The 19,855-nt window shown below is 40.6% G+C and carries 17 protein-coding genes and 1 pseudogene; 13 read left to right on the top strand and 5 right to left on the bottom strand.

Going from position 1 to position 19,855, the window contains the following annotated elements:
- Position 1: 1 nt before the first annotated feature.
- On the bottom strand, positions 2-1,201 hold the full coding sequence (locus FTU82_RS07475; protein WP_180101194.1) for an NAD(P)/FAD-dependent oxidoreductase: 1,200 nt from the start codon (positions 1,199-1,201) through the stop codon (positions 2-4).
- A 187-nt stretch (positions 1,202-1,388) separates the two neighbouring features.
- Between FTU82_RS07475 and FTU82_RS07470 the strand changes: the two genes are divergently transcribed.
- Positions 1,389-1,712, top strand: a complete 324-nt coding sequence (locus tag FTU82_RS07470; RefSeq protein ID WP_180101193.1) for a DUF4870 domain-containing protein — start codon at positions 1,389-1,391, stop codon at positions 1,710-1,712.
- On the opposite strand, the gene FTU82_RS07465 is transcribed toward FTU82_RS07470, so the two are convergent.
- Positions 1,709-2,590 (bottom strand): 1-aminocyclopropane-1-carboxylate deaminase/D-cysteine desulfhydrase, encoded by an 882-nt coding sequence (locus FTU82_RS07465; protein WP_180101192.1) that lies wholly within the window; start codon positions 2,588-2,590, stop codon positions 1,709-1,711. The two genes, FTU82_RS07470 and FTU82_RS07465, sit on opposite strands and share 4 nt — an antisense overlap.
- Before the next feature lie 179 nt (positions 2,591-2,769).
- On the opposite strand from FTU82_RS07465, the gene FTU82_RS07460 reads away from it, so the two are divergent.
- The gene (locus tag FTU82_RS07460) at positions 2,770-2,952 is read left to right on the top strand and encodes an NF038215 family lipoprotein (RefSeq protein ID WP_100358008.1); all 183 of its coding nucleotides are present in this window, start codon (positions 2,770-2,772) and stop codon (positions 2,950-2,952) included.
- 103 nt (positions 2,953-3,055) lie between these two features.
- Positions 3,056-3,679, top strand: coding sequence for a LysE family translocator (locus FTU82_RS07455; RefSeq protein ID WP_005097872.1), 624 nt, complete (start codon positions 3,056-3,058; stop codon positions 3,677-3,679).
- Between the two features lie 77 nt (positions 3,680-3,756).
- Here FTU82_RS07455 and FTU82_RS07450 read toward each other — a convergent pair whose 3' ends face one another.
- Positions 3,757-4,737 (bottom strand): MBL fold metallo-hydrolase, encoded by a 981-nt coding sequence (locus FTU82_RS07450; protein ID WP_180101191.1) that lies wholly within the window; start codon positions 4,735-4,737, stop codon positions 3,757-3,759.
- 268 nt (positions 4,738-5,005) lie between these two features.
- Here FTU82_RS07450 and FTU82_RS07445 point away from each other — a divergent pair, with 268 nt between their 5' ends.
- A complete protein-coding gene (locus FTU82_RS07445) occupies positions 5,006-5,122 on the top strand; it encodes a hypothetical protein (RefSeq protein ID WP_086044934.1) in 117 nt (38 codons plus the stop codon).
- A 54-nt stretch (positions 5,123-5,176) separates the two neighbouring features.
- On the opposite strand, the gene FTU82_RS07440 is transcribed toward FTU82_RS07445, so the two are convergent.
- Positions 5,177-5,533 carry a hypothetical protein gene (locus FTU82_RS07440; RefSeq protein WP_180101190.1) on the bottom strand — a complete coding sequence of 119 codons (357 nt, stop codon included), beginning with the start codon at positions 5,531-5,533 and terminating at the stop codon, positions 5,177-5,179.
- Between the two features lie 142 nt (positions 5,534-5,675).
- Entirely contained in the window at positions 5,676-7,736 is a 2,061-nt protein-coding gene (metG, locus tag FTU82_RS07435) for a methionine--tRNA ligase (protein WP_180101189.1), read from the bottom strand.
- 225 nt (positions 7,737-7,961) lie between these two features.
- On the opposite strand from metG, the gene FTU82_RS07430 reads away from it, so the two are divergent.
- From FTU82_RS07430 to FTU82_RS07390, 9 genes and pseudogenes are all read left to right on the top strand, one after another.
- Positions 7,962-8,765 carry a hypothetical protein gene (locus tag FTU82_RS07430; RefSeq protein ID WP_074383445.1) on the top strand — a complete coding sequence of 268 codons (804 nt, stop codon included), beginning with the start codon at positions 7,962-7,964 and terminating at the stop codon, positions 8,763-8,765.
- 376 nt (positions 8,766-9,141) lie between these two features.
- Positions 9,142-9,975, top strand: a complete 834-nt coding sequence (locus FTU82_RS07425) for a hypothetical protein (protein ID WP_180101188.1) — start codon at positions 9,142-9,144, stop codon at positions 9,973-9,975.
- A gap of 279 nt (positions 9,976-10,254) precedes the next feature.
- Positions 10,255-11,520 (top strand): iron-sulfur cluster carrier protein ApbC, encoded by a 1,266-nt coding sequence (apbC, locus tag FTU82_RS07420; RefSeq protein ID WP_074383443.1) that lies wholly within the window; start codon positions 10,255-10,257, stop codon positions 11,518-11,520.
- 265 nt (positions 11,521-11,785) lie between these two features.
- A complete protein-coding gene (locus tag FTU82_RS07415) occupies positions 11,786-12,379 on the top strand; it encodes a LysE family translocator (protein ID WP_100329137.1) in 594 nt (197 codons plus the stop codon).
- A 123-nt stretch (positions 12,380-12,502) separates the two neighbouring features.
- The gene (gene dcd / locus FTU82_RS07410) at positions 12,503-13,072 is read left to right on the top strand and encodes a dCTP deaminase (protein ID WP_004280726.1); all 570 of its coding nucleotides are present in this window, start codon (positions 12,503-12,505) and stop codon (positions 13,070-13,072) included.
- Between the two features lie 233 nt (positions 13,073-13,305).
- Positions 13,306-15,369 (top strand): hypothetical protein, encoded by a 2,064-nt coding sequence (locus FTU82_RS07405; RefSeq protein ID WP_180101187.1) that lies wholly within the window; start codon positions 13,306-13,308, stop codon positions 15,367-15,369.
- Positions 15,370-15,381: 12 nt separating this feature from the next.
- Positions 15,382-16,104, top strand: coding sequence for a hypothetical protein (locus FTU82_RS07400; RefSeq protein WP_005169679.1), 723 nt, complete (start codon positions 15,382-15,384; stop codon positions 16,102-16,104).
- A gap of 33 nt (positions 16,105-16,137) precedes the next feature.
- A pseudogene (locus FTU82_RS07395) lies at positions 16,138-18,424 on the top strand (DUF6160 family protein).
- A gap of 21 nt (positions 18,425-18,445) precedes the next feature.
- Positions 18,446-19,825, top strand: a complete 1,380-nt coding sequence (locus tag FTU82_RS07390) for a hypothetical protein (protein ID WP_257221935.1) — start codon at positions 18,446-18,448, stop codon at positions 19,823-19,825.
- Positions 19,826-19,855 lie beyond the last annotated feature (30 nt).

Below are 19,855 nucleotides of genomic sequence, written 5' to 3'. Positions count from 1 at the left end.
ATTAAATATATTCCGATGCGGCATGTGCCGATGACCATGCCCATTGGAAATTATAGCCGCCCAAATGTCCGGTAACATCCAGCACTTCACCAATAAAATACAAGCCTTTCTGCTTTTGACTTTCCATGGTTTTTGAGGATACTTCCGTGGTATCTACACCACCCAAAGTCACTTCCGCTGTACGGTAGCCTTCTGTTCCTGAAGGTTTCACTTCAAAGCCATGCAAACGTGCCGCAATCTGTTCCAGCTTGTCATCGCTGATATTACCAATGGCAGTTTCAGCGCTTTCAGTCCAGATCAGACTTTGTAATTCAGCCACCACACTTTTCGGTAAATATTCATTGAGTAGTGTACGTAATAAGACTTTGGGCTGGCTTTGTTTTTTTGCTTTAAAGAAATCCAGTAAGTCTACGCTCGGTAAGAAATCGACCTCAAAGCTTTGACCGACATTCCAGTAGTTGGAAAGTTGTAAGGAGCTTGGCCCACTCAAACCGCGATGGGTAAACAATAACGCTTCGGTAAAGCTATTGAGTTCATTCGAGAGTGTTGCTTCTACGGCATTGCCGCTTAAGCGCGTGGTGACTTCTTTAAATCCGTCAGAGAAGGTAAATGGAACCAGGCCGGCACGGGTTGGATAGACGTGATGTCCAAACTGTTTTGCAATCTCATAGCCAATGCCTGAACCGCCAAGCGTAGGAATAGATAAACCACCAGATGCCACGACGACAGATTCAACTTCAAAATATCCCAGTGAGGTCGCCACCTGAAAGCCTTGATCATCGACTGGATTCACTGCTTTCACTTCGCAACTGGTCTTAATATCGACCAGACCGGTTTTATCACATTCTGCCAGCAGCATCGACAAGATATCTTTTGCACCATTTAAGGTAAACAGCTGTCCATTTTTGCGCTCTTCATAAGCAATGCCATATTCACAAACCAAGCCGATAAAGTCCCAGTTGGTATAACGCGTTAAAGCCGAAATCACAAAATGTGGATTGTGTGAAATATAATGGCTGGGTTCGACTTCCAGATTGGTGAAATTACATTTACCACCGCCAGACATCAGGATTTTTTTGCCAACCTTGTTGGCTTTTTCCACCACCACGACTTTACGCCCACGTTGCGCAGCCATATACGCCGTCATTAAACCTGAGGCACCGGCACCTATGACTAGAACATCGTATTGCTTGGAAGACATCACACACTCAAGGGAGAAGAAAAGGGAAGCATTATAGACAATTTTATTTCAGCTTTCTCTATTCCAGAAAAATCAGTTCAGTGATTGCAGATTTGCAGCGGATTTTAAACATAAAATATTTGAAAGCTGCTTAAAACTCATGCATAGTTTTTGTACAAACTAAAAACATAATAACAAGGAAAAGCGAATGGCAGGCGCGGAAGATTTAAAACAATATAATCTCATTACTTATATTCTTTATATTTTAGGATTTTTTCTTGGTCTGACTCCATTTATTGCGATTGTGATGAATTATATCAAGCGTGATGAAATGCGCGGTACCTGGCTGGAAAGTCATGTCGACTGGCAAATTAAAACCTTCTGGATCAGTTTGCTAGGCTATATCGTCGGTGGCTTATTGACTGTGATTTTGATTGGCTTCCTGATCGTGTTTCTGGTCTTTATCTGGCATATCTACCGATTGGTTAAAGGGTTAATTGCCTTAAATAACAATCAACCGATTCAAGCTTAGGTTGCTGTAAAACCAAAGGGAATATTACGGCCTTGCAGTCCGCCACTATGAATGACCAGTAGTTGAGACCCTGCTGCAAAATAGTCTTTCTCAATCAGATCAAAGATGCCCATTAACATTTTAGCGGTATAGACCTGCTCTAAAGGAATCAAGAACCGGCTTTCAAAATCCCGAATAAACTGCAGGAGAGCATTGCTGGTTTTGGCATAACCGCCACAGCAATAATCATCCAGAATATGCCAGTTGGTTTTCCTGGTCATTTGGGCGACTTCATTTTTTAAAAATGAACCTTTCAGCGCTGAAAATCCCAAAACCTGCTGATGCACCTGACTGGCTTCGATCAGACCGGTGATGGTTCCGCCAGTGCCGACTGCACAGCAAATCACATCAAACTGAGTATCTGACGGAGTTAAAATCTCCCGACAGCCCTGAATTGCCAAAGTATTGGTACCACCCTCAGGAATGACATAATGCTCAGGAAACTGTTGTGCGAGTTCAGCTAGATATTCCGGCTGTTGCTTGCGACGATAGTGTTCACGACTGACAAAATGTAGCTGCATCCCCAACTGCCGTGCGGTGGCTAAAGTCGGATTGAGTGGTCGATGGGCCAGCTCCTCACCCCGAATAATCCCCACACTCTGAAGACCAAACTGCTGTGCGGCAAATGCAGTGGCCGCAATATGATTGGAATACGCACCACCAAAGCTGAGAATCTGCCGATAACCCTGTCTTTGTGCTTCCAGAAAATTGTATTTCAGTTTAAAAAACTTGTTGCCTGAAATTTGCGGATGTACCAGATCCAGACGACGTATTGTTAAAATAATATCGTGAAAATTAATCTGTTGATCGGGAATATTTTGGGCAATCTCTGCAAACATAAAAATTAACACAGTCAGTTATTCGGCCATTATAGCGAAAGCAGTAAAGATCAGGGATTGAGAATAAGTCATTTTCAGGCATGAGATAAAAATTGACGCAGAATGTCACAAATATTCTGCTGATTATTTAAGCAGGGATGCTAATCTAAATACAGGAAACCCTTGAGGAGGGTAGAATAATGAAAATATTGTCCTATGCTGTTTTGGTTTGTGTAATGCTCAGTTTGTCGGGTTGTGATGATGCGATGAATAAGCCTAAAACAGAGACCCGTACCATGATTATTGGTGGTGTACCGGTACATGATCAGGATTACCAACTGTTAGACACGCAATTCATTGCTCAGGATCAGTTAAAACAGTAAGCCATTACAGTAACTAAAATTCCTGACCAATACTGAAATTTTTAGAGCAAATGATTCGGTTTTTGCTTAAAATAATCCTTCAATTTTTAAGTCAGGTTATCTCGTGGAATCATTCTGGATTTTAGGCTCAATTGCTGTTGCCCTGATGTTAGGTGCAATGAGTCCCGGGCCGACTTCTATTTATGTGGCAAAAAATTCAATTGCGATTTCACGTAAACATGGTTTATTTACTGCATTGGGGACTGGTCTAGGTGCTGCAATTTTCGGTTTGCTGGCAGTACTGGGTTTGCAGGCATTTTTGCTGGCTGTGCCGTCGGCTTATCTGGCCTTAAAAATTTGTGGGGGGCTATATTTACTTTGGCTGGCTTTTAAAATTATTAAGCATGCCAAAGATCCGATTGAGGCAGATTCGAGCATTACCAAACAGATGTCTTTACGTCGCGCTTTTACCACAGGTTTAATCACGCAGTTGTCGAATCCAAAAATTGCGATTGTGCTGGCCAGTATTTTTACCGCCTTATTACCAAAAGAAATTCCGAACTATTTCTATTTTGCTTTGCCCATTTTATGTTTTTTTATTGATGCTGGCTGGTGCTCACTCGTGGCTGTCGCACTTTCTGCTGAAAAGCCACGCCGTGTGTATTTAAAGTTTAAGGCATTGTTTGACCGTGCAGCAGGTGCGGTGATGACCGTGCTCGGATTAAAACTTATTTTCGGGATGAAATAGTTTCAACAGTTGAAGTCCTCATCCTTGGAAAGTGATCATTCTTGCTAGCTTTCCAAGGGATGGCTGATCATTTGAAATTAATCTTTAAAATGCAAGGGAATCCATTGATAGCTTTTAGCATCTTTAGAATAGACATGCCCAATTCCCGGAAATGGTAAATGTGGTGCTGCCACTGTCTGACCATTCTTCGCGTATTCAGCAAAATATTTTAAACGGGTTTCAATTGCCTTTTTCGGATTGACATCAAAGTCAACGCCGGTCTGTGGGCGATCAAACTGAAGCGTATGCGAGTGCACAATATCTCCAATAAACACCATCTGCTGACCTTGTGATTTTAAGCTAAAACCAAAATGCCCCGGTGTATGTCCAGCCGAACTGATAACATCGAAAGCATGGATTTTATCGCCAGTTTTAAAGGTTTTGAGCTGATTCTTGGCCTGATAGGGTGCAATGGCTTTCTTGATTTTATCGACTGTGCCCAAAAAACCTGCCTGCTTGGCTTTTGGTAATTTTTCTACCGTTTTGGGATTCATCCAGAAATCCAGTTCAGCTTGAGACACATAAATGTTGGCATTAGGAAAATTGGCAACGCCGTTATTACTGATGCCACAAACATGATCAGGATGTAAATGCGTGAGCAGGATGGCATTCACCTGTTCAGGTTTATGCCCTGAAGCCTGTAAATTGGAATACACTGAACCTAGGTGTGGACCATTACAGCTTGAAGTTCCGCTATCGACCAGAACCAGTTTCTTGGCTGTATTGACCAGAAAGGCATTCACGGAGGTCTGGATGCCTTTGGCCTGATCGACGTAGTATTTTTTCAAGATCTGATCGGCTTGGGCTGCTGGAATATCTTTAAATAAGGCTTTGGACAGATAATTGCTACCATCCAGCAGGGCAGTAATCTGATAATCCCCGAAGTTATGTTGATAATAACCGGGAACCTGTTTTTGTTGTTGGGTGCTAGAAACGGTTTGTGCATGTGTTTGAGAGATACCCGCCATTGAGCCTAGAGCAAGCAATGACATGACGAGAGAAGCGGTGAGGTATTGCATGGCTATTCTTATGTAATTAAAGTCAATTCTATGTATTAGCACGGATGCCAGCAAAAAAGAATATGAATATATTTACCATTTTTTAAAATAGGAAGGACGATTTGGCATCTGTACTAAAAATTCAGTCTGAATCTGTATATTGATTTTTTGAAATTTAAGAACTTGTTTTTCATTAAAATATTATTATAAATAAAATGCTTAGATATATTTCACTTTTTATGAAAAGCTCGTTAACATGGGGTATTACGAACAAGCTTTGGGTGTCGCGATGAGTTTTTGGAAAAGAAAAAACAATGCCAGCTTTGTATTTTTTATTATTACCTTATATTCACTACTGGGCTTTGGACTGGGCTATGTGATTTGGGAATTTGTGTTGCAAGGCTAAGTGACCCAGCAATAAAAAAGCCTCTAGAAATAGAGGCTTTTTTATATTTAAAACTTATTTAGCACATTCAGGCTGAGAACGGTCAATCACTTGAGTACCTTCTACACGATAGCCAATCTGGCCAACAATAAATGCTTGATTAAGCTGAGTAATTACTACATCAGAAAGTGCAACAGCACAACGATCTTTTTCAATTGCGCGATCTACTGCTGTTTTGAAGTTAGGAATACCAAGTGGGAATAAAATCACAGGAACTTTATCTTCACCTTTAACACGTTCACCTTTCACAAACTGGTTTGAGTTTAGGTTGTAATTTTTAGTAGATGCAACTGTCATGTCAGCCATACGTACCGAACAACCTGTAAATGCAATTGTAGATATCGCTAGAACTGAAACTAATAATTTTTTCATGCTTACCCCGAATAATTATAAAAGAATAAAAAAGCGCATTGATTTTATATTGAAAATATTAAAAATCAAGAAATTAAATTTAACTGATGATATAAAAAAGCCCCTACATACGTAGAGGCTTTTCTTTTCTTAAAACCTAAACTTAAGAAACTTTATCACCCGGTTTAGCACCCGATTCAGGTGAAATCACCCAAACACCATCGCCATTACCCGCAGCTAAAACCATTCCGTTTGAAATACCAAAACGCATCTTGCGTGGCGCAAGGTTTGCCACCATCACCACCAATTTGCCTTTAAGGTCTTCAGGTTGATAGAACTCACGAATACCGCTAAACACATTACGTGGTTCAGCTTCACCAACATTCAAAGTCAACTGAAGCAACTTGTCAGAACCTTCAACTATAGCTGCTTCAAGAACTTCAGCCACACGTAGGTCAACTTTCATAAAGTCTTCGATGCCAATAATTTCAGCTTCACCGACTTTAGGTTCAGCTTTCTTCTCGACCTTCTTTTCTTTTTTCTTTTCAGCTTTAGCTGGTTCAACAGCAGGAGCAGCTAAAGAATCTTTAGATGCATCGACCATGGCGGCAACCGCTTTTGGATCTACACGTTGCATCAATGGTTGGAACAATGCAATTTCATGACCCAGCAGAATCGTTTCACGAGAAGCGAAGTTGAAAGATTCTAATTGCAAGAAATCTTGAACTTGTTGCGCCAGTGTTGGCAACACCGGAGCCAAATAAACAGCCAATTGACGGAACAGGTTAATACCGACAGAACATACGTCATGTACTTGTTGTTCCTGGCCTTCCTGCTTCGCCAGCGCCCAAGGCTTTTTCTCATCGATGTATTGATTGGCTTTATCTGCAAGTGCCATGATTTCACGAATCGCAGCAGAGAACTCACGTGACTCATATTGCGCTGCGATTGAATCACCCGCATCAATAAAGCTTTGAACCAATTCAGGCTCTGCACAAGTTGCAGATAATTTATTGTCAAATTTAGTATTGATGAACTTCGCACAACGGCTGGCAATGTTGACCACTTTACCAACCAAGTCAGAATTTACTTTCTGCACAAAATCATCCAGATTCAAGTCAGAATCTTCAACTTTATCCGAAAGTTTCGACGCGAAGTAGTAGCGTAAATATTCAGGGTTTAAATGTTCTAAATAGGTTTCTGCTTTAATAAATGTGCCACGAGATTTCGACATTTTCTGACCATTTACAGTCAAGAAACCGTTTACAAATAACCCTGATGGCGTACGGTAGTTAGCACCTTCTAGCATTGCCGGCCAGAACAGCGCATGGAAATACACAATGTCTTTACCAATGAAGTGATACACCTCATTTTTAGAATCTTTTTTCCAGTAGTCATCAAAGCTTAAATCAGGACGTTTGGTTTTGATATAGTTTTCAAAACTCGACATGTAGCCAATTGGCGCATCGACCCACACGTAAAAGTATTTGTTGGGTGCGTCTGGAATTTCAAAACCGAAATATGGCGCATCACGCGAGATATCCCAATCGTTCAGGCCATTTTCAAACCATTCATCTAATTTGTTGGCAATCGAGACCGGTAAGCGGCCTTCATCACGTGTCCATTTTTGTAGGTATTCACCAAAATTCGGCAACTTAAAGAAGTAATGGTCAGATGATTTTTCGACAGGTGTTGCACCGCTTAAAGTCGAATGTGGGTTCAATAATTCGGTTGCATTATAAGTTGCACCGCAAACTTCACATGAATCGCCATATTGATCTTCTACTTTACATTTCGGGCAGGTGCCTTTAATGAAACGGTCGGAGAGGAACATGCCTTTTTCAGGATCGAAAAGCTGGGTGACAGGACGAACCGCGATATTGCCGGCATCACGGTTTTTGAGATAGATTTCAGATGCACGTGCACGGTTGGTATCGCTATGGGTAGAATCATAATGATCGAAGTGCACCGCAAAACCGTCAAAATCACGGATATGTTCTTTTTGCACGTTGGCAATTTGTGCTTCCGGTGAAATTCCGTTGGCTTCAGCACGTAACATGATGGCTGTGCCGTGAGCATCGTCCGCGCAGACATAAGTCACATCATGACCCATTGCACGCATCGCACGTACCCAAATATCAGCTTGGATATAACCGAGTAGGTGACCCATATGAATCGGGCCATTGGCGTATGGAAGGGCGTTAGTGACTAAGATATTACGCACGGATATGACTCTCTCATTCGTATATTATGCAAGGTGGATGATTTTACCTGATGCAGGTCCGAATACAAAGCAATCCTTTAAGCGAATCAATTCCATTTCACCGCGAATTCGTGTCGAAAGGTCTTTGTATTTACAGAATGTCTTGGAAATGTAGATTTCCCTATATTGCGTTGCCAATAACAGTGATAATAGGCCATTGATCTAAAAGCTTTGAGCTAGAAAACCATGATTGACGAAGATGATTTTGATTTTGACCAACCTGTCACGCGTATTAAACAAAATGCAGCGAGTCAAAAACAGTTGGGCAGTCAGATTTTAAAAGATGCAGAAGCTTATCTTGAAGACATCTCGGCAGATGAACATACACTTTTAATCAAAAACTTATCGGGTTTAGTCGCGCAAGATGCTTATTTCCAAGTACTGGCAGATCAGCTCGATCAACCGATTGGCGCGAAGTTTGCCAATGATGCTTTAAATTTGATGCATTTTTGGCCGGCCATTCACCAGTTTGAAGATATTGAGCAATTTAAGCTACTCGATATGATCAATAGCGAATATTTCCAAACTGAAATGCTGAAAGCCTTTGATGCCTTAGAGATTGATGAAGACATCAAAGCCAAGCGCCGTTTGGTGCTGCTTGAAAGCTTGAAAATGTACAAACTTGGCTTTTACAGCGGTTGTATTCCAAATGTTTATGCGCAGCTCGAAGGTATTTTGACAGATATCCTGATCAAAGCAGGTTTCCTCAAGCAAAATGGCACCAAGTTTGTCGATGTCTATAAAATCGTACCGGGTTTAAAAGGCAATGAAATTAAAAGCCTGTGGCATAAGTCTAAAATTGCGATTGAACTGAATCCGTATTTTGCTGAACTTGCTGCCTATAAAATGGATTCAAGCTCGAATGTGACCATGAGCCGTCATAACATGCTACATGGCACAGATGTCGACAACTTCAATCAAGCACGCAGCTTCATTCTGTTGATCTGGTTGTTCTCTGCGGTCAGCTTTATGAGCACCTTGCGTGTCTGACTTGAAATAATATCTCCTGATGCATTTGCATCCTATAAACATCTGATGTGAATTGGCAACACTGACTCTTTGGCTTTGGACATTATGCTATGACGGCATTTGAATTGGGCAGCCAAAGAAAATGTGCTGACAGGCTTACCAAGCCAGACTTTGTCGAAACCCCAAGTAATCGATGGACTTGAATCGCCAGAATCCAAAAGAGTTGGATTATTGACTTTGCAATACTGATTGGGCGCAGCTCATGCTACAGACTGCAAACAATAGCAACAACATGTACAGGCTTTGTTGCAGTTTGCTTACTGCGCCCAATTTGCCCCCACGCTTTGTGCTAAAAAATGGCCGATTGTTTATATGATATGCCTAAGGAGGGTACCTCATGACTCAGCAGAACCAGAGCAATAGTTCAAAGCAAAATCAAGACAAAGAACAACATGAGAAACAATTAAATCAGAAAGCCAAAGAAGAGCAAAAGCAAAACCAGAATGACCAGAAGCACAATCAGTCGCATGATACACAAGATACAAAGCCACACCAGACTGATGAAAATTCTGATAGCAAACAAAACTCTAAAGATACAGGCGCTGACTCGGAATCGAAGGATAAAGACTCTAAAGAGCAGCCATCTGATCAAAAAGATGATTCAAAAAATGAGCAATCAGATAACAAAACTGAAAGCTTTAAGATGGATGATTTAAAAGCGAAGGCCATTGCGATTGGTGAGGAGCTATTACAAAAAGGCGAAAAACTTCTGAATGAGCTAAAACATGGCAAGTCCAACGGCCAGAAAAATGATGATCAAGGTTCAGATGACGCAAAAAAGGCAAAAGCTGATCATAGCACTGAAGATAAATCATCGAATCAGTCAGATAAACAAAATGCTAAAGAAGCTCAGACCGATCAACAGGCAAGCATGGCCAATTTAAAAGATGAGGCTGTACATAAGTTTGAAGATACAAAACAGAAGATTACTGAGTTAGTCAGTGAAGCCTCTACCAAGCTGGGTGAGCTGAAACAGATGGCAACTGATAGCATGAATAAAATGAAAGAAAATCAATCTCAGGGCAATGATTCTGATCAGCAAAAAGATGCTAAAGCTCAAAATTCAGAATCGAAATCAGGTCAGTCTGACAAGAGTGAATCTAAAGAAGATCAGGATAAAAATGCCAAGGATCAGCAGCACAAGTCTGAAAATAATAAAAATCATAAATAGACTGTGATTATTGTAGAGCCACTTTAATCAAAGAAGGTTAAAGTGGCTTGCTACACCTAAAATCAATAAAAATTCTTTTCACATCAAAAAGAATCCAGTTGGCTTTACTTTGATTGATTCACTTTTAGCATGCCTATCCGCTACAATCCAACAAAACCAAGTAAAATGGTTGGAAATTGCAGATATCTCCTCGATCTTCTCGGCAGAGTGCTTAACCTTAAGCGAAAACCCCGTTAAACTATGCCATTCGGATATCTATCTATAGTTTTGGAGTAACCTATGTCGTGGCTTTCTTCGCTCAAATCGGTCTTTTCACCTTCGCAGGAGGTGAACGAAGAAGCTGTGCAAAAAGTATTGCAAAACTATCTGTTGCCAAATTCAAATGATCCGCTCAAACAGCGTATTACTCAGGTCAATGTTCAAGCTGAGATCCTACAAATCACCTTAAATACTTATCCTGAAGAAAAACAAGATCTGCAACAAATCCATGATGAACTGGCGCAAGCTTTGCAAAAATGTGGTATTCAAGAACTGAATATGCATGTGATTCAGCAAAAAACTGGGCCTAAAAGTCATAAATCGGATGGCTGCGGGCATAAGCATGCCAAAGGTGAAAGCTGTTCCAGTCAGCCTAAAGCAGAAGCAAAACCCAATCTTCCCCCTGTGGTGGATGCCTCCGCCCAGCCTGCAAAACAAGAAGAAGCTGATCCCAATAATCCACCGATTCAAAAAGCTGCACCTCAGCAACGTGATGTACCAAAACATCCACGTATTCAAAATGTGATTCTGGTGTCATCCGGCAAGGGCGGTGTAGGTAAATCGACGACTACAGTGAATCTGGCACTGGCTCTGCAAAAATTAGGCTTAAAGGTCGGTGTGCTGGATGCCGATATTTATGGTCCGAGTATTCCGACCATGCTCGGTAATGCGGGCAAAACGCCGATGATCGAAGCGGAACAGTTTGTCCCTATCGAAGCCTATGGAATGGCAGTGTTATCGATTGGCCATTTAACTGGTGATCACAATACTCCAGTGGCTTGGCGTGGACCGAAAGCCACCGGTGCATTGATGCAATTATTTAACCAGACCTTATGGCCAGATCTTGATGTTCTGATGATTGATATGCCACCCGGTACAGGGGATATCCAGTTGACGTTGGCACAGCGCATTCCGGTAACCGGGGCAGTGATTGTCACCACACCACAAAACGTGGCCCTACTCGATGCGACCAAAGGCATTGAACTGTTTAACCGTGTGCAAATTCCGATCATGGGCGTGATTGAAAATATGTCGACCCATATCTGTTCAAATTGTGGTTTTGAAGAACAGATTTTTGGCACAGGCGGTGGAGATAAACTGTCTGAGCAATATCATATTCCATTATTGGGTCGCTTACCTTTAGATGCTGAAATTCGTGAAAATGCCGATGCTGGCACACCTTCAGTCATTGCCGGAGATGATGCAGCCGAAAGCTATATGCTGATTGCAGAAAAAATTGCAGCGCAGCTACCTAAGGCCGAAAAAGATCAGAGCCGAATTTTCTAATTGACCCATTAAATAGAGAGTTCACATATTTAAGCCCTAATTCAAGTTAGGGCTTTTTTATTAATAATTCACGGAAATAAACAGCTTTAAATTAAGAAAATTGACTGAAATGACTGTTGCGTATTGGTTCCCAAAATGGTTTCAAGTGATTGAATTAAATTGATTTAATTCAGTGTGAATTCTGATTATATGTTCTCTTACAATTATTTTTTTGCAGCATTGACCGAACTATTCTATGCTACGCGGATTAGAGCGAGGTCAAACTATGATTTCATGGTTTTTTATTGGTTTAGTGGCAACCATTCTTTTAACACCAGGCCCAACCAATACCTTATTGGCATCTTCAGGCATACAGGTCGGATTTAAAAAAACATTTCGTTTAATTCCTGCTGAAGCCTTTGGCTATCTGATTGCCATTAGCTTTTGGGGCATTCTGATCGGAAAAATTTCCGTTCATCTTCCGCTTTTGCCGACCATTCTCAAGCTGTTTAGTGCCGGCTATATCCTTTTTCTGGCTGTGAAATTATGGCGCACGGCAGAACTCAGTGAAAATTTTGAAAATGTCTCGATTCGTGCACGAGAACTATTTCTGGCAACCTTGTTAAATCCTAAAGCACTTTTATTTGCTTCAGCGATCTTTCCGGTGATTGTCTGGAAAAGCAGTCAGCACTATGTGACTCATATGTTAGTATTCCTGGTTTTGCTGATTCCGATTGCATTCTTCTGGACTTTCCTCGGCTCAATACTGGCTAGAAAAAACAGTCGCTGGCTCAATCAAAAAAACCTGCAAAAAACCGCATCACTGGTGTTAATGAGCTTTTCTATTCCTTTAAGTTATTCTGCACTTTTAAGTTTATAAGCTGATCCCAATCAGCAATTTTTTGGTAACTTGAGCTCTAAGACTTTCACTTATTTTCATTAGTGTCAATTTCAGTTAAAGTACGTCGCAATAACTTGTTTTTAAGATTTTTGGATTATATCAATGGCAATTAAGTCTGATCGTTGGATTCGCGAAATGAGCGAAAAACACGGCATGATTGAACCGTATGCAGAAAACCAGGTACGTTTGGATGAAAATGGTCAAAAGCTGATTTCGTATGGCGTATCCAGCTATGGTTATGACGTGCGCTGTGCACGTGAATTTAAAGTATTCACCAATGTGCATTCTGCAATTGTAGATCCGAAGAACTTTGATGAACGCAGCTTTATTGATATTGAGTCGGATGTTTGTATCATTCCGCCGAACTCCTTTGCTTTGGCCCGTACCATCGAATATTTCCGCATTCCACGTAATGTCTTGACCGTGTGCCTGGGCAAATCTACTTATGCGCGTTGTGGCATCATTGTCAACGTCACTCCGCTTGAGCCAGAGTGGGAAGGACACGTCACTTTAGAGTTTTCAAATACCACTAATCTTCCTGCGCGTATTTATGCCGGTGAGGGTGTGGCGCAAATGCTGTTTTTTGAATCTGATGAAGTTTGTGAAACCTCATATAAAGATCGTGGTGGTAAATATCAGGGGCAGACCGGCGTTACTTTGCCGAAGACCTAATGCTTTAACGTATTGAATAACGGGACTTTATGTCCCGTTTATTTTTTTGAAATTTTCATTCATCGGAAACTGCGATTTTTCGCCTAATTGGCTTTGGCATCTAAATTAAAAGTCAGCATAATAGATTCCGAATAACCATAAAAAAGATGCAATGCATCATAAAAAACAAAATGTAGCGGCTGGGAAGCTGAAACATAAAGATGCGGAGCATCGGATAAAAAGGAAAGAGTGAGATGACTCAGATAAAAGATCTATTTAAATTTCGCAAAAATTATTTAGCAATGACAATTGGTTTAATCCTGTTGCCTTCTGCGCATGCGATGCAGGAATTATCAGATTCTTCTCTTTCTGACACCACGGGTGAGGGGGTTGCGCTCGTACTTGATGATTTTAAAATGGTGTTTCAAGGCCCTAAAGATATTTCTGCTGGTTCCAGTTATGCCAGAGGTATTGAAAATCCGGGACAGGCGGATACGGGTTTTATTCGCATTATTCCAACTGGTGAAAACTATGAAAAGCTAGGGGAGCGAATTTATAATAAAACATATGATTTAGCATATACCAATGCTTATTTGGGAGCTCAAGCTTCAACAGGTTACGCTACAATTTACAAAACCACTTATGATTCTATTTTTACACCTAAATACAGTGAGTTAGAGACTAGATATACAAAGGATATCAGAGCAACCGAAGAAGCGAAACAACCTGAACTTCGTTCTCAACTTGTTCAAGCATATTATGATTCACCACTGATGCAACAGTATTATGATCAGCGTTATGATGATTATTATAATGGTGCAGGGAATACCTCACCAGGTATTAATTACGAAATTGTAAATGATGGGACAACTCGACATTCACTAACACCATTAAGACCAAATAAATCTAAAGAATATGCAGAGGCAAATACCCGTGAAATGATTGAGTTGCTTTACGGTAATCGTGCTGGGGTAACGATTCCAAATTCTCCATTCCTTCAGACCACGCAATTTGGTACGAGTGGAAGAACCAGTGTTATAGACCCAACGGTGGCTGCATATATACAGTCACAGATTACTCAGAAAACAGATGCAGGTAAATTGCAGGCGAAAGTTGAAGCGGATGCACTTGCAGCACCCGAGGCAGAAAAGAAAAGATTAGAGCTATATCAGTTGCTTGTTAAAGAAGCGACTAAAATTGCCGAGGAAGAAGCTGCTAAAGCAAGCGTAGTAAAATTAAGAACAAAAGCAGATGTTTTCATTTATGGCCTGGCATTATCAAAAAGTGGTGACTCGCTGAGCACGCGATACAGTAATCAGAGTTTTAGCTGGGGATCTGCAGATAATCCTTGGTTATTCCGGGCAGGAACTGAAAACGTCAAACAGTTTAAGGACGCTGCGAAAGATGTAGGATATATTGCTTTGGAAGCCCCATTAAGTCCAATTGCAGGGGTCGAAAGTGATAATAATATCAAGCTGGGCTTGTGGAGCGATATTTTTGCGCGCGCGCTTGACTCCTCTAATCTTGTAGATCCTATAACAGGTGGGCCAATATCAGGACTTGATATAGATTACCGATTAAGAACCCAATTTGTTGCCAATGGCCTGAGTTTCAATGGTTCTCAAGTCCGCTTATTCCAAACCTTAGAATCTGACAATAAAGACTATAATCAAACTTTAGGTATGGCGAGTATTATTCGTTTAAATACCAATGATAATCCTGAAAACTTAAGTAAAACAGATACTAATCTGGATTATAAAGGTATTCGTTTAAGTACTGCAGCGAAAACGGATACACTTGATGGTGATGGCCCAACCCCGGCCTTGAACGGGAGTGTGGCTCCCATATTTCATGATTCTGAAGGTTTATATTTATATAGTCCAAATATTAACCTTGTGCTCGGTAATATGTATCAGCCTTTCGTGGTCGGTTCAGAAAACAATAATATTATTTTAGAAGTGACCCGTATTCCTAATATTTCTTCTATTTATAATCAAATTTATCAGAATTATGGAGGCGGGCTAGGAGAAGCTGAATTAAAAGGCTCTACCTGTAATGTCTATAGTTGTGGTACACCGATTAAAAATAATGCTACAGATACTGCCGCACTTTATCAAGGGCGTAATGCGACTCACAGCAGCATCTCAATAGGGACTACAGAGCGCATCTCAGGAACAAATTTGCTGCGCGCCAAGGATGGCCCCAACTCCACGGGAGTCGTATTTAAGAGTACTGATGGTATAAGTAAGAATTTTGGGTCTGCAGTCATTGATGGCGTGCTGATTCAGCATTTAAAAATTAGAACAACTGGTCTGTAAGGGAGTATAAAAATGTCCAAATTATTGACCTTCTGCGCATTAATATGTACCTCTATGCTTAGTCAAGCCGGATTGGAAGTCCTTAATCAGCAAGAGTTAACTGAGACAGTAGGACAGGGCGGAGCAGACCTTAACTGGACTTTATCCTTAAATCATATTTACGCCACAGATTTAACCAAAGATACAATTTCTCGACTTGATGGAAATGATAATCCACTAGAAGTATTTTATGTTTTAGATCCGACAACATGTGGTGCAACAAAACAGTTTTGCCGTTTGGCAATAGCCCCAAATAATCATGTCGATGCCAATGGGAATAAAAAATGGTTAGTATTTAAAGGTATTCAGGGCACGATTCAGATTGACAAGTTTTCTATCGATGGAACAACCATCATTAATCATCGTAATGAACCGCAAACAGCGATGAAAGTCAGCTTTTATGATGACAAACCTTTGAAAATCAGAAATTTGGGTTTCAGTACAGTGTCGATTGAAACGGGTACAGGGGGTGGTGCACTAGAAGGTTATGCCAATACAAGTGCTTATGACACTTATACAGCACGCACCTATAATACCGAAGGCGGTTTTTCTACCTCGACACAAGATGTGCCTTCATTTGATAAGGGGGCTGAAAAAGGTTTTATGGGATTGAATATTCATGGAAATCTGCATATGTCCGGTAATTTGAAAATATTTGGTTATAACTGTACAGGTGGGGCACAAAGTCGTTGTTAATTGCAGCGTCAAGTACAGCATAAGGATATAAAAATGAAAAAAACAACAATAAAGTTGAAGTTACTAACAGTATGCATGTGTCTTATACAGCAAGCTTATGCACTTGAAACCATTGAAGAGCAGGAATTGAGCGAAGTCACTGGACAAGATGGTATGGTGATTACTCATGAAATTTCTAAAGCCAACATTGCTCAAGTCAATTGGTATGATCCCAATCCAGATGCCAGTACCAAAAATGGGTTTAGGTCTACATAATGTTGAAATTATTGGAAAAGATAATAAGCCAATTATTAGTCAACTTGAAATAGATGTAGGTGCTACTTCACAAGGGGCAGGACTTCGGCTTGCTGCAAGTGTTTCACCATTTCAAGCCACTGCAGATTTAAAACTGGTAAAGACAGCCTGTACGACCAATCCATGTAGCCAGTCTGCGAATAGTATTCGGACTGCTGGCGTACAATCTAGTCAAAGTCTGGGTGCATTAGGGATTAGTACCTCTACGCCGCTTAGTGTTCTATTACAAACTACTGCAGGTTTATTTAATAAAGAAGCAATTGCCAGTATCGACTTTCAACTTAAAAATGCCACCATTAGTCATAAACTAGGTGAAAATAGCCTGATTTTAAATGACTTTAACTTTAATTTTGCGGGTCAGGGCTATATGTACATTGACCCCAATGAAGGTGTTGTACTCACCACCCGAAATGGCAATCAAGACCATTACGTGGATTTGAAACGTGTTGAAGATACCACTGATATTGCTGTTGGCCGGGTTAATCCCACCAATCCTGGCGTTAATATTGACTTGCGTTATAACACGCCAAATAACGAACGTAAAAATATTATGCGTCTTGGGGCTTCAGGTGCGGTGACCAATGCCAGATTATCCATGAATGCCGGTCAAACCCAGATTGGTACTTTTGATGTAAGTAACAAGTTAAATGGTGTTTTACAGCGTCAAGACAAAACTGCAGCAGGATATAGCGATCTGGTGGGTGAAGGGGGGTTGCATCTGGGCTTATCTGCCGACTTTACTGGTGCTGCTAGTGGTCACCCAAGCAACATGGCACCTACCGTGCTTGAAATTGGTCATACTGGCCATGGAAGCTATGCAGTCCAATTCTCCAATATTAGACCCCTGACAACACGGAATGCTGATGGAAATTTACATGGTAAAAATGCCTATATCGATTTTGGTGATATTTATATAAATACTATTACGGCTAAAAGTCTCGATTTTATCATCAATGAAAATATGCGAAAAACCTTGGGGCATAGTAGTGATGTACTGAAACAGACATTGAGTACAGCAGGAGATGGAGAGGATTTTGCTCTTATTGCAGTACGAGGAATGGACTTTCAGTCAATTGCTGCGAAAGCACGTTTTATTTCAGATAATTCCTTGACAGAACTTGGTGGGGATGGCGGTTCATGGGGGATTGGTATTCCTATTTATAATTTAAATGCCAATGTCGCATTGTCTGGAACAACTTATGGAACAGATAATAAGCAGGCAATTGCTTATAACATCATGGCCTCTACTGAAGGATACGGGGTCGACAAGAAAACCGGTTTGCCAAGTACAACTTCAATTATATTGATTGATGGTCAGGACGGTGTACAGGGTGAAGCTGTTAACTATTATGCAGGCTTTAGAAATATCGATGCTTTAATTAAATCTGAAGGGATTATTGGCTATGAAGATGAAGGGATTTATATTCGTGCCGATAAATTACTGATTGCAGCAAAAGCAGAGCTCGCAATGGGGCAATTACCAGGATCTAAATATAACTGTAGCACTGCATCAGTCAGTAAATGCGGAGGCTATGTGCCTCACGATAATTTTTCTAAACGTGATGATGTACTGACCAATATTGCCTTTAAGCTCGATGGAAATGGTGAGCTTCTGATTATTCCTGGGATAGATCCAACCGCAAGTTCATCAGATACCAACTTTTTGTCATTTGATGCAAACTTTAAATTTAGGCCACTCACATCAGAAGAAAGTGCAGATAAAGCTAATCTGGGTAGCTACTTTAGTATCTCCAATGAAGATATTGATTTAACAACAGGAGCATTAAACGTTTCTTCGATCAACTTTAACCGGATGGAAGGTCATTTGGGTGTTAATGGGAAAGTTCGTGTCAGTGCTGATACCGTAACGTTGGATAATCAAGTCAAACTCAATTATGAAAATAATATCGCGACACCATTTAAAACCAATTTTGCGATGGCGACCAATGGCAATATGCAAAACATGGCAAGTATTGCTATTACTGGCGGTACTTTGCGCAGCACAATGGGTATCACGCCACGCTAATAAGAATATAAGGACGATAAAATGAAAAAAGCACTTTTGAGTAGTATGGTTGTAGGAATGTGTGTGTTTACACCATACAGTTTTGCAATGACTACCTTAAATGATGAAGAGCTGTCCGATGTGGAAGGTCAGGCACTTCTTTCGATGGAAGTACAGAGAGGTTATAACCAAGCCGATGATCTTGGTACTAACTATGATCAGTCCAATATTTCATTTTATAAATTAGGATTAGAAGCCGAGATGGAGATCAATACCAATATCAAAAAGCTACAACTTGGTTGTGGAGGTATTAATGGTGCGACAGGCTGTGATATTGATATTGATCATATTGCTCTAAGTGGGCTGCCTACGAATTCGAACTATACATCCAATGATCGTGCAGGCAGTTCAGCATTGATTACCAATCCATTTCTTCAATTTGCAATTAAAAATCCAAATCAGGCATCTACTCGTGAAGTACTGGGCTTTCGCTTGAGTGCTGAAAAAATTCAGGGTCTTTTGACTTTAGGTACTGAAAATAGCAATACACCCAACGGTATTAACAGTTTCAGTGGGTATATGAAGACTAAAGCAGCATCCGGTGTGGCGAATACAGCTTCTCGTATTATGGATTATGCAGCCACAGGTCAAATGATTGAAGGTACTGTGAGAGGGAAATTAGGTAGTTTAACTTTACCTCTCGATTTACATTATAAATCAGATGATTATAGTTTTACTTTGCAGGAATCAACTGCACCTTTTACTATCCCTGCTACCATTGTTTCAGGTACTCGTATGAAAGAGGTGGTGTTAAAAGGTACAGGGACAGTTGATCGAATCGACTTTAATGGTCCATTAGAAGCACAGCTTTTAGGGGGGCTATTAAATCTTGATAAAGAAATTACAGGGTATTTAACAGGTCTAAAAACAGATATTACGGTAAATCAAAACCTTGGTCTAATTCACGCCTTATATTTGAATAACCCTGCATCATTATCGCTGCAATCACAAAAGATTTTATGGCCAGGTGCAGCTGTGGGAGCTAACCAAGGGTGGTGGATGTCTATGGAAGATGAAGTGGATTTAGGCAGTATTTCTCCAACGGATAAAGTGCAGATTACCGATGCTGTATTAAAACAAACTATCGCCGGGATTAATCACGATTTAACAAATAACATTCGTATTTGTGGTGGTATTATTAGTGGGTGTATTGCTGGTGGTTCTCTAGACGTAAGTGAAATCAAAAACCCCACCTTAATTGATTTTCCATTAAATAACCTAAAACTGGCAGGCCAGAACTTTCAACCGAACTGCTTCGGTGGACATATAGTCAAACTACTTTATTATCCATACAGGATTCGAAAAAAACTCGAAATAATTCATCGACTGAGTCGATCAACCATTCTTTACGCTTACGTTTAACCCATGCCCACATCTGTTCTATAGGATTTA

It is taken from the genome of Acinetobacter sp. YH12151 (assembly GCF_013418355.1).
In the GTDB taxonomy this organism is placed as follows: domain Bacteria; phylum Pseudomonadota; class Gammaproteobacteria; order Pseudomonadales; family Moraxellaceae; genus Acinetobacter; species Acinetobacter pseudolwoffii.
Note: the sequence above shows the minus strand (reverse complement) of the source record. Positions and strands in the feature narration are given on the sequence as shown.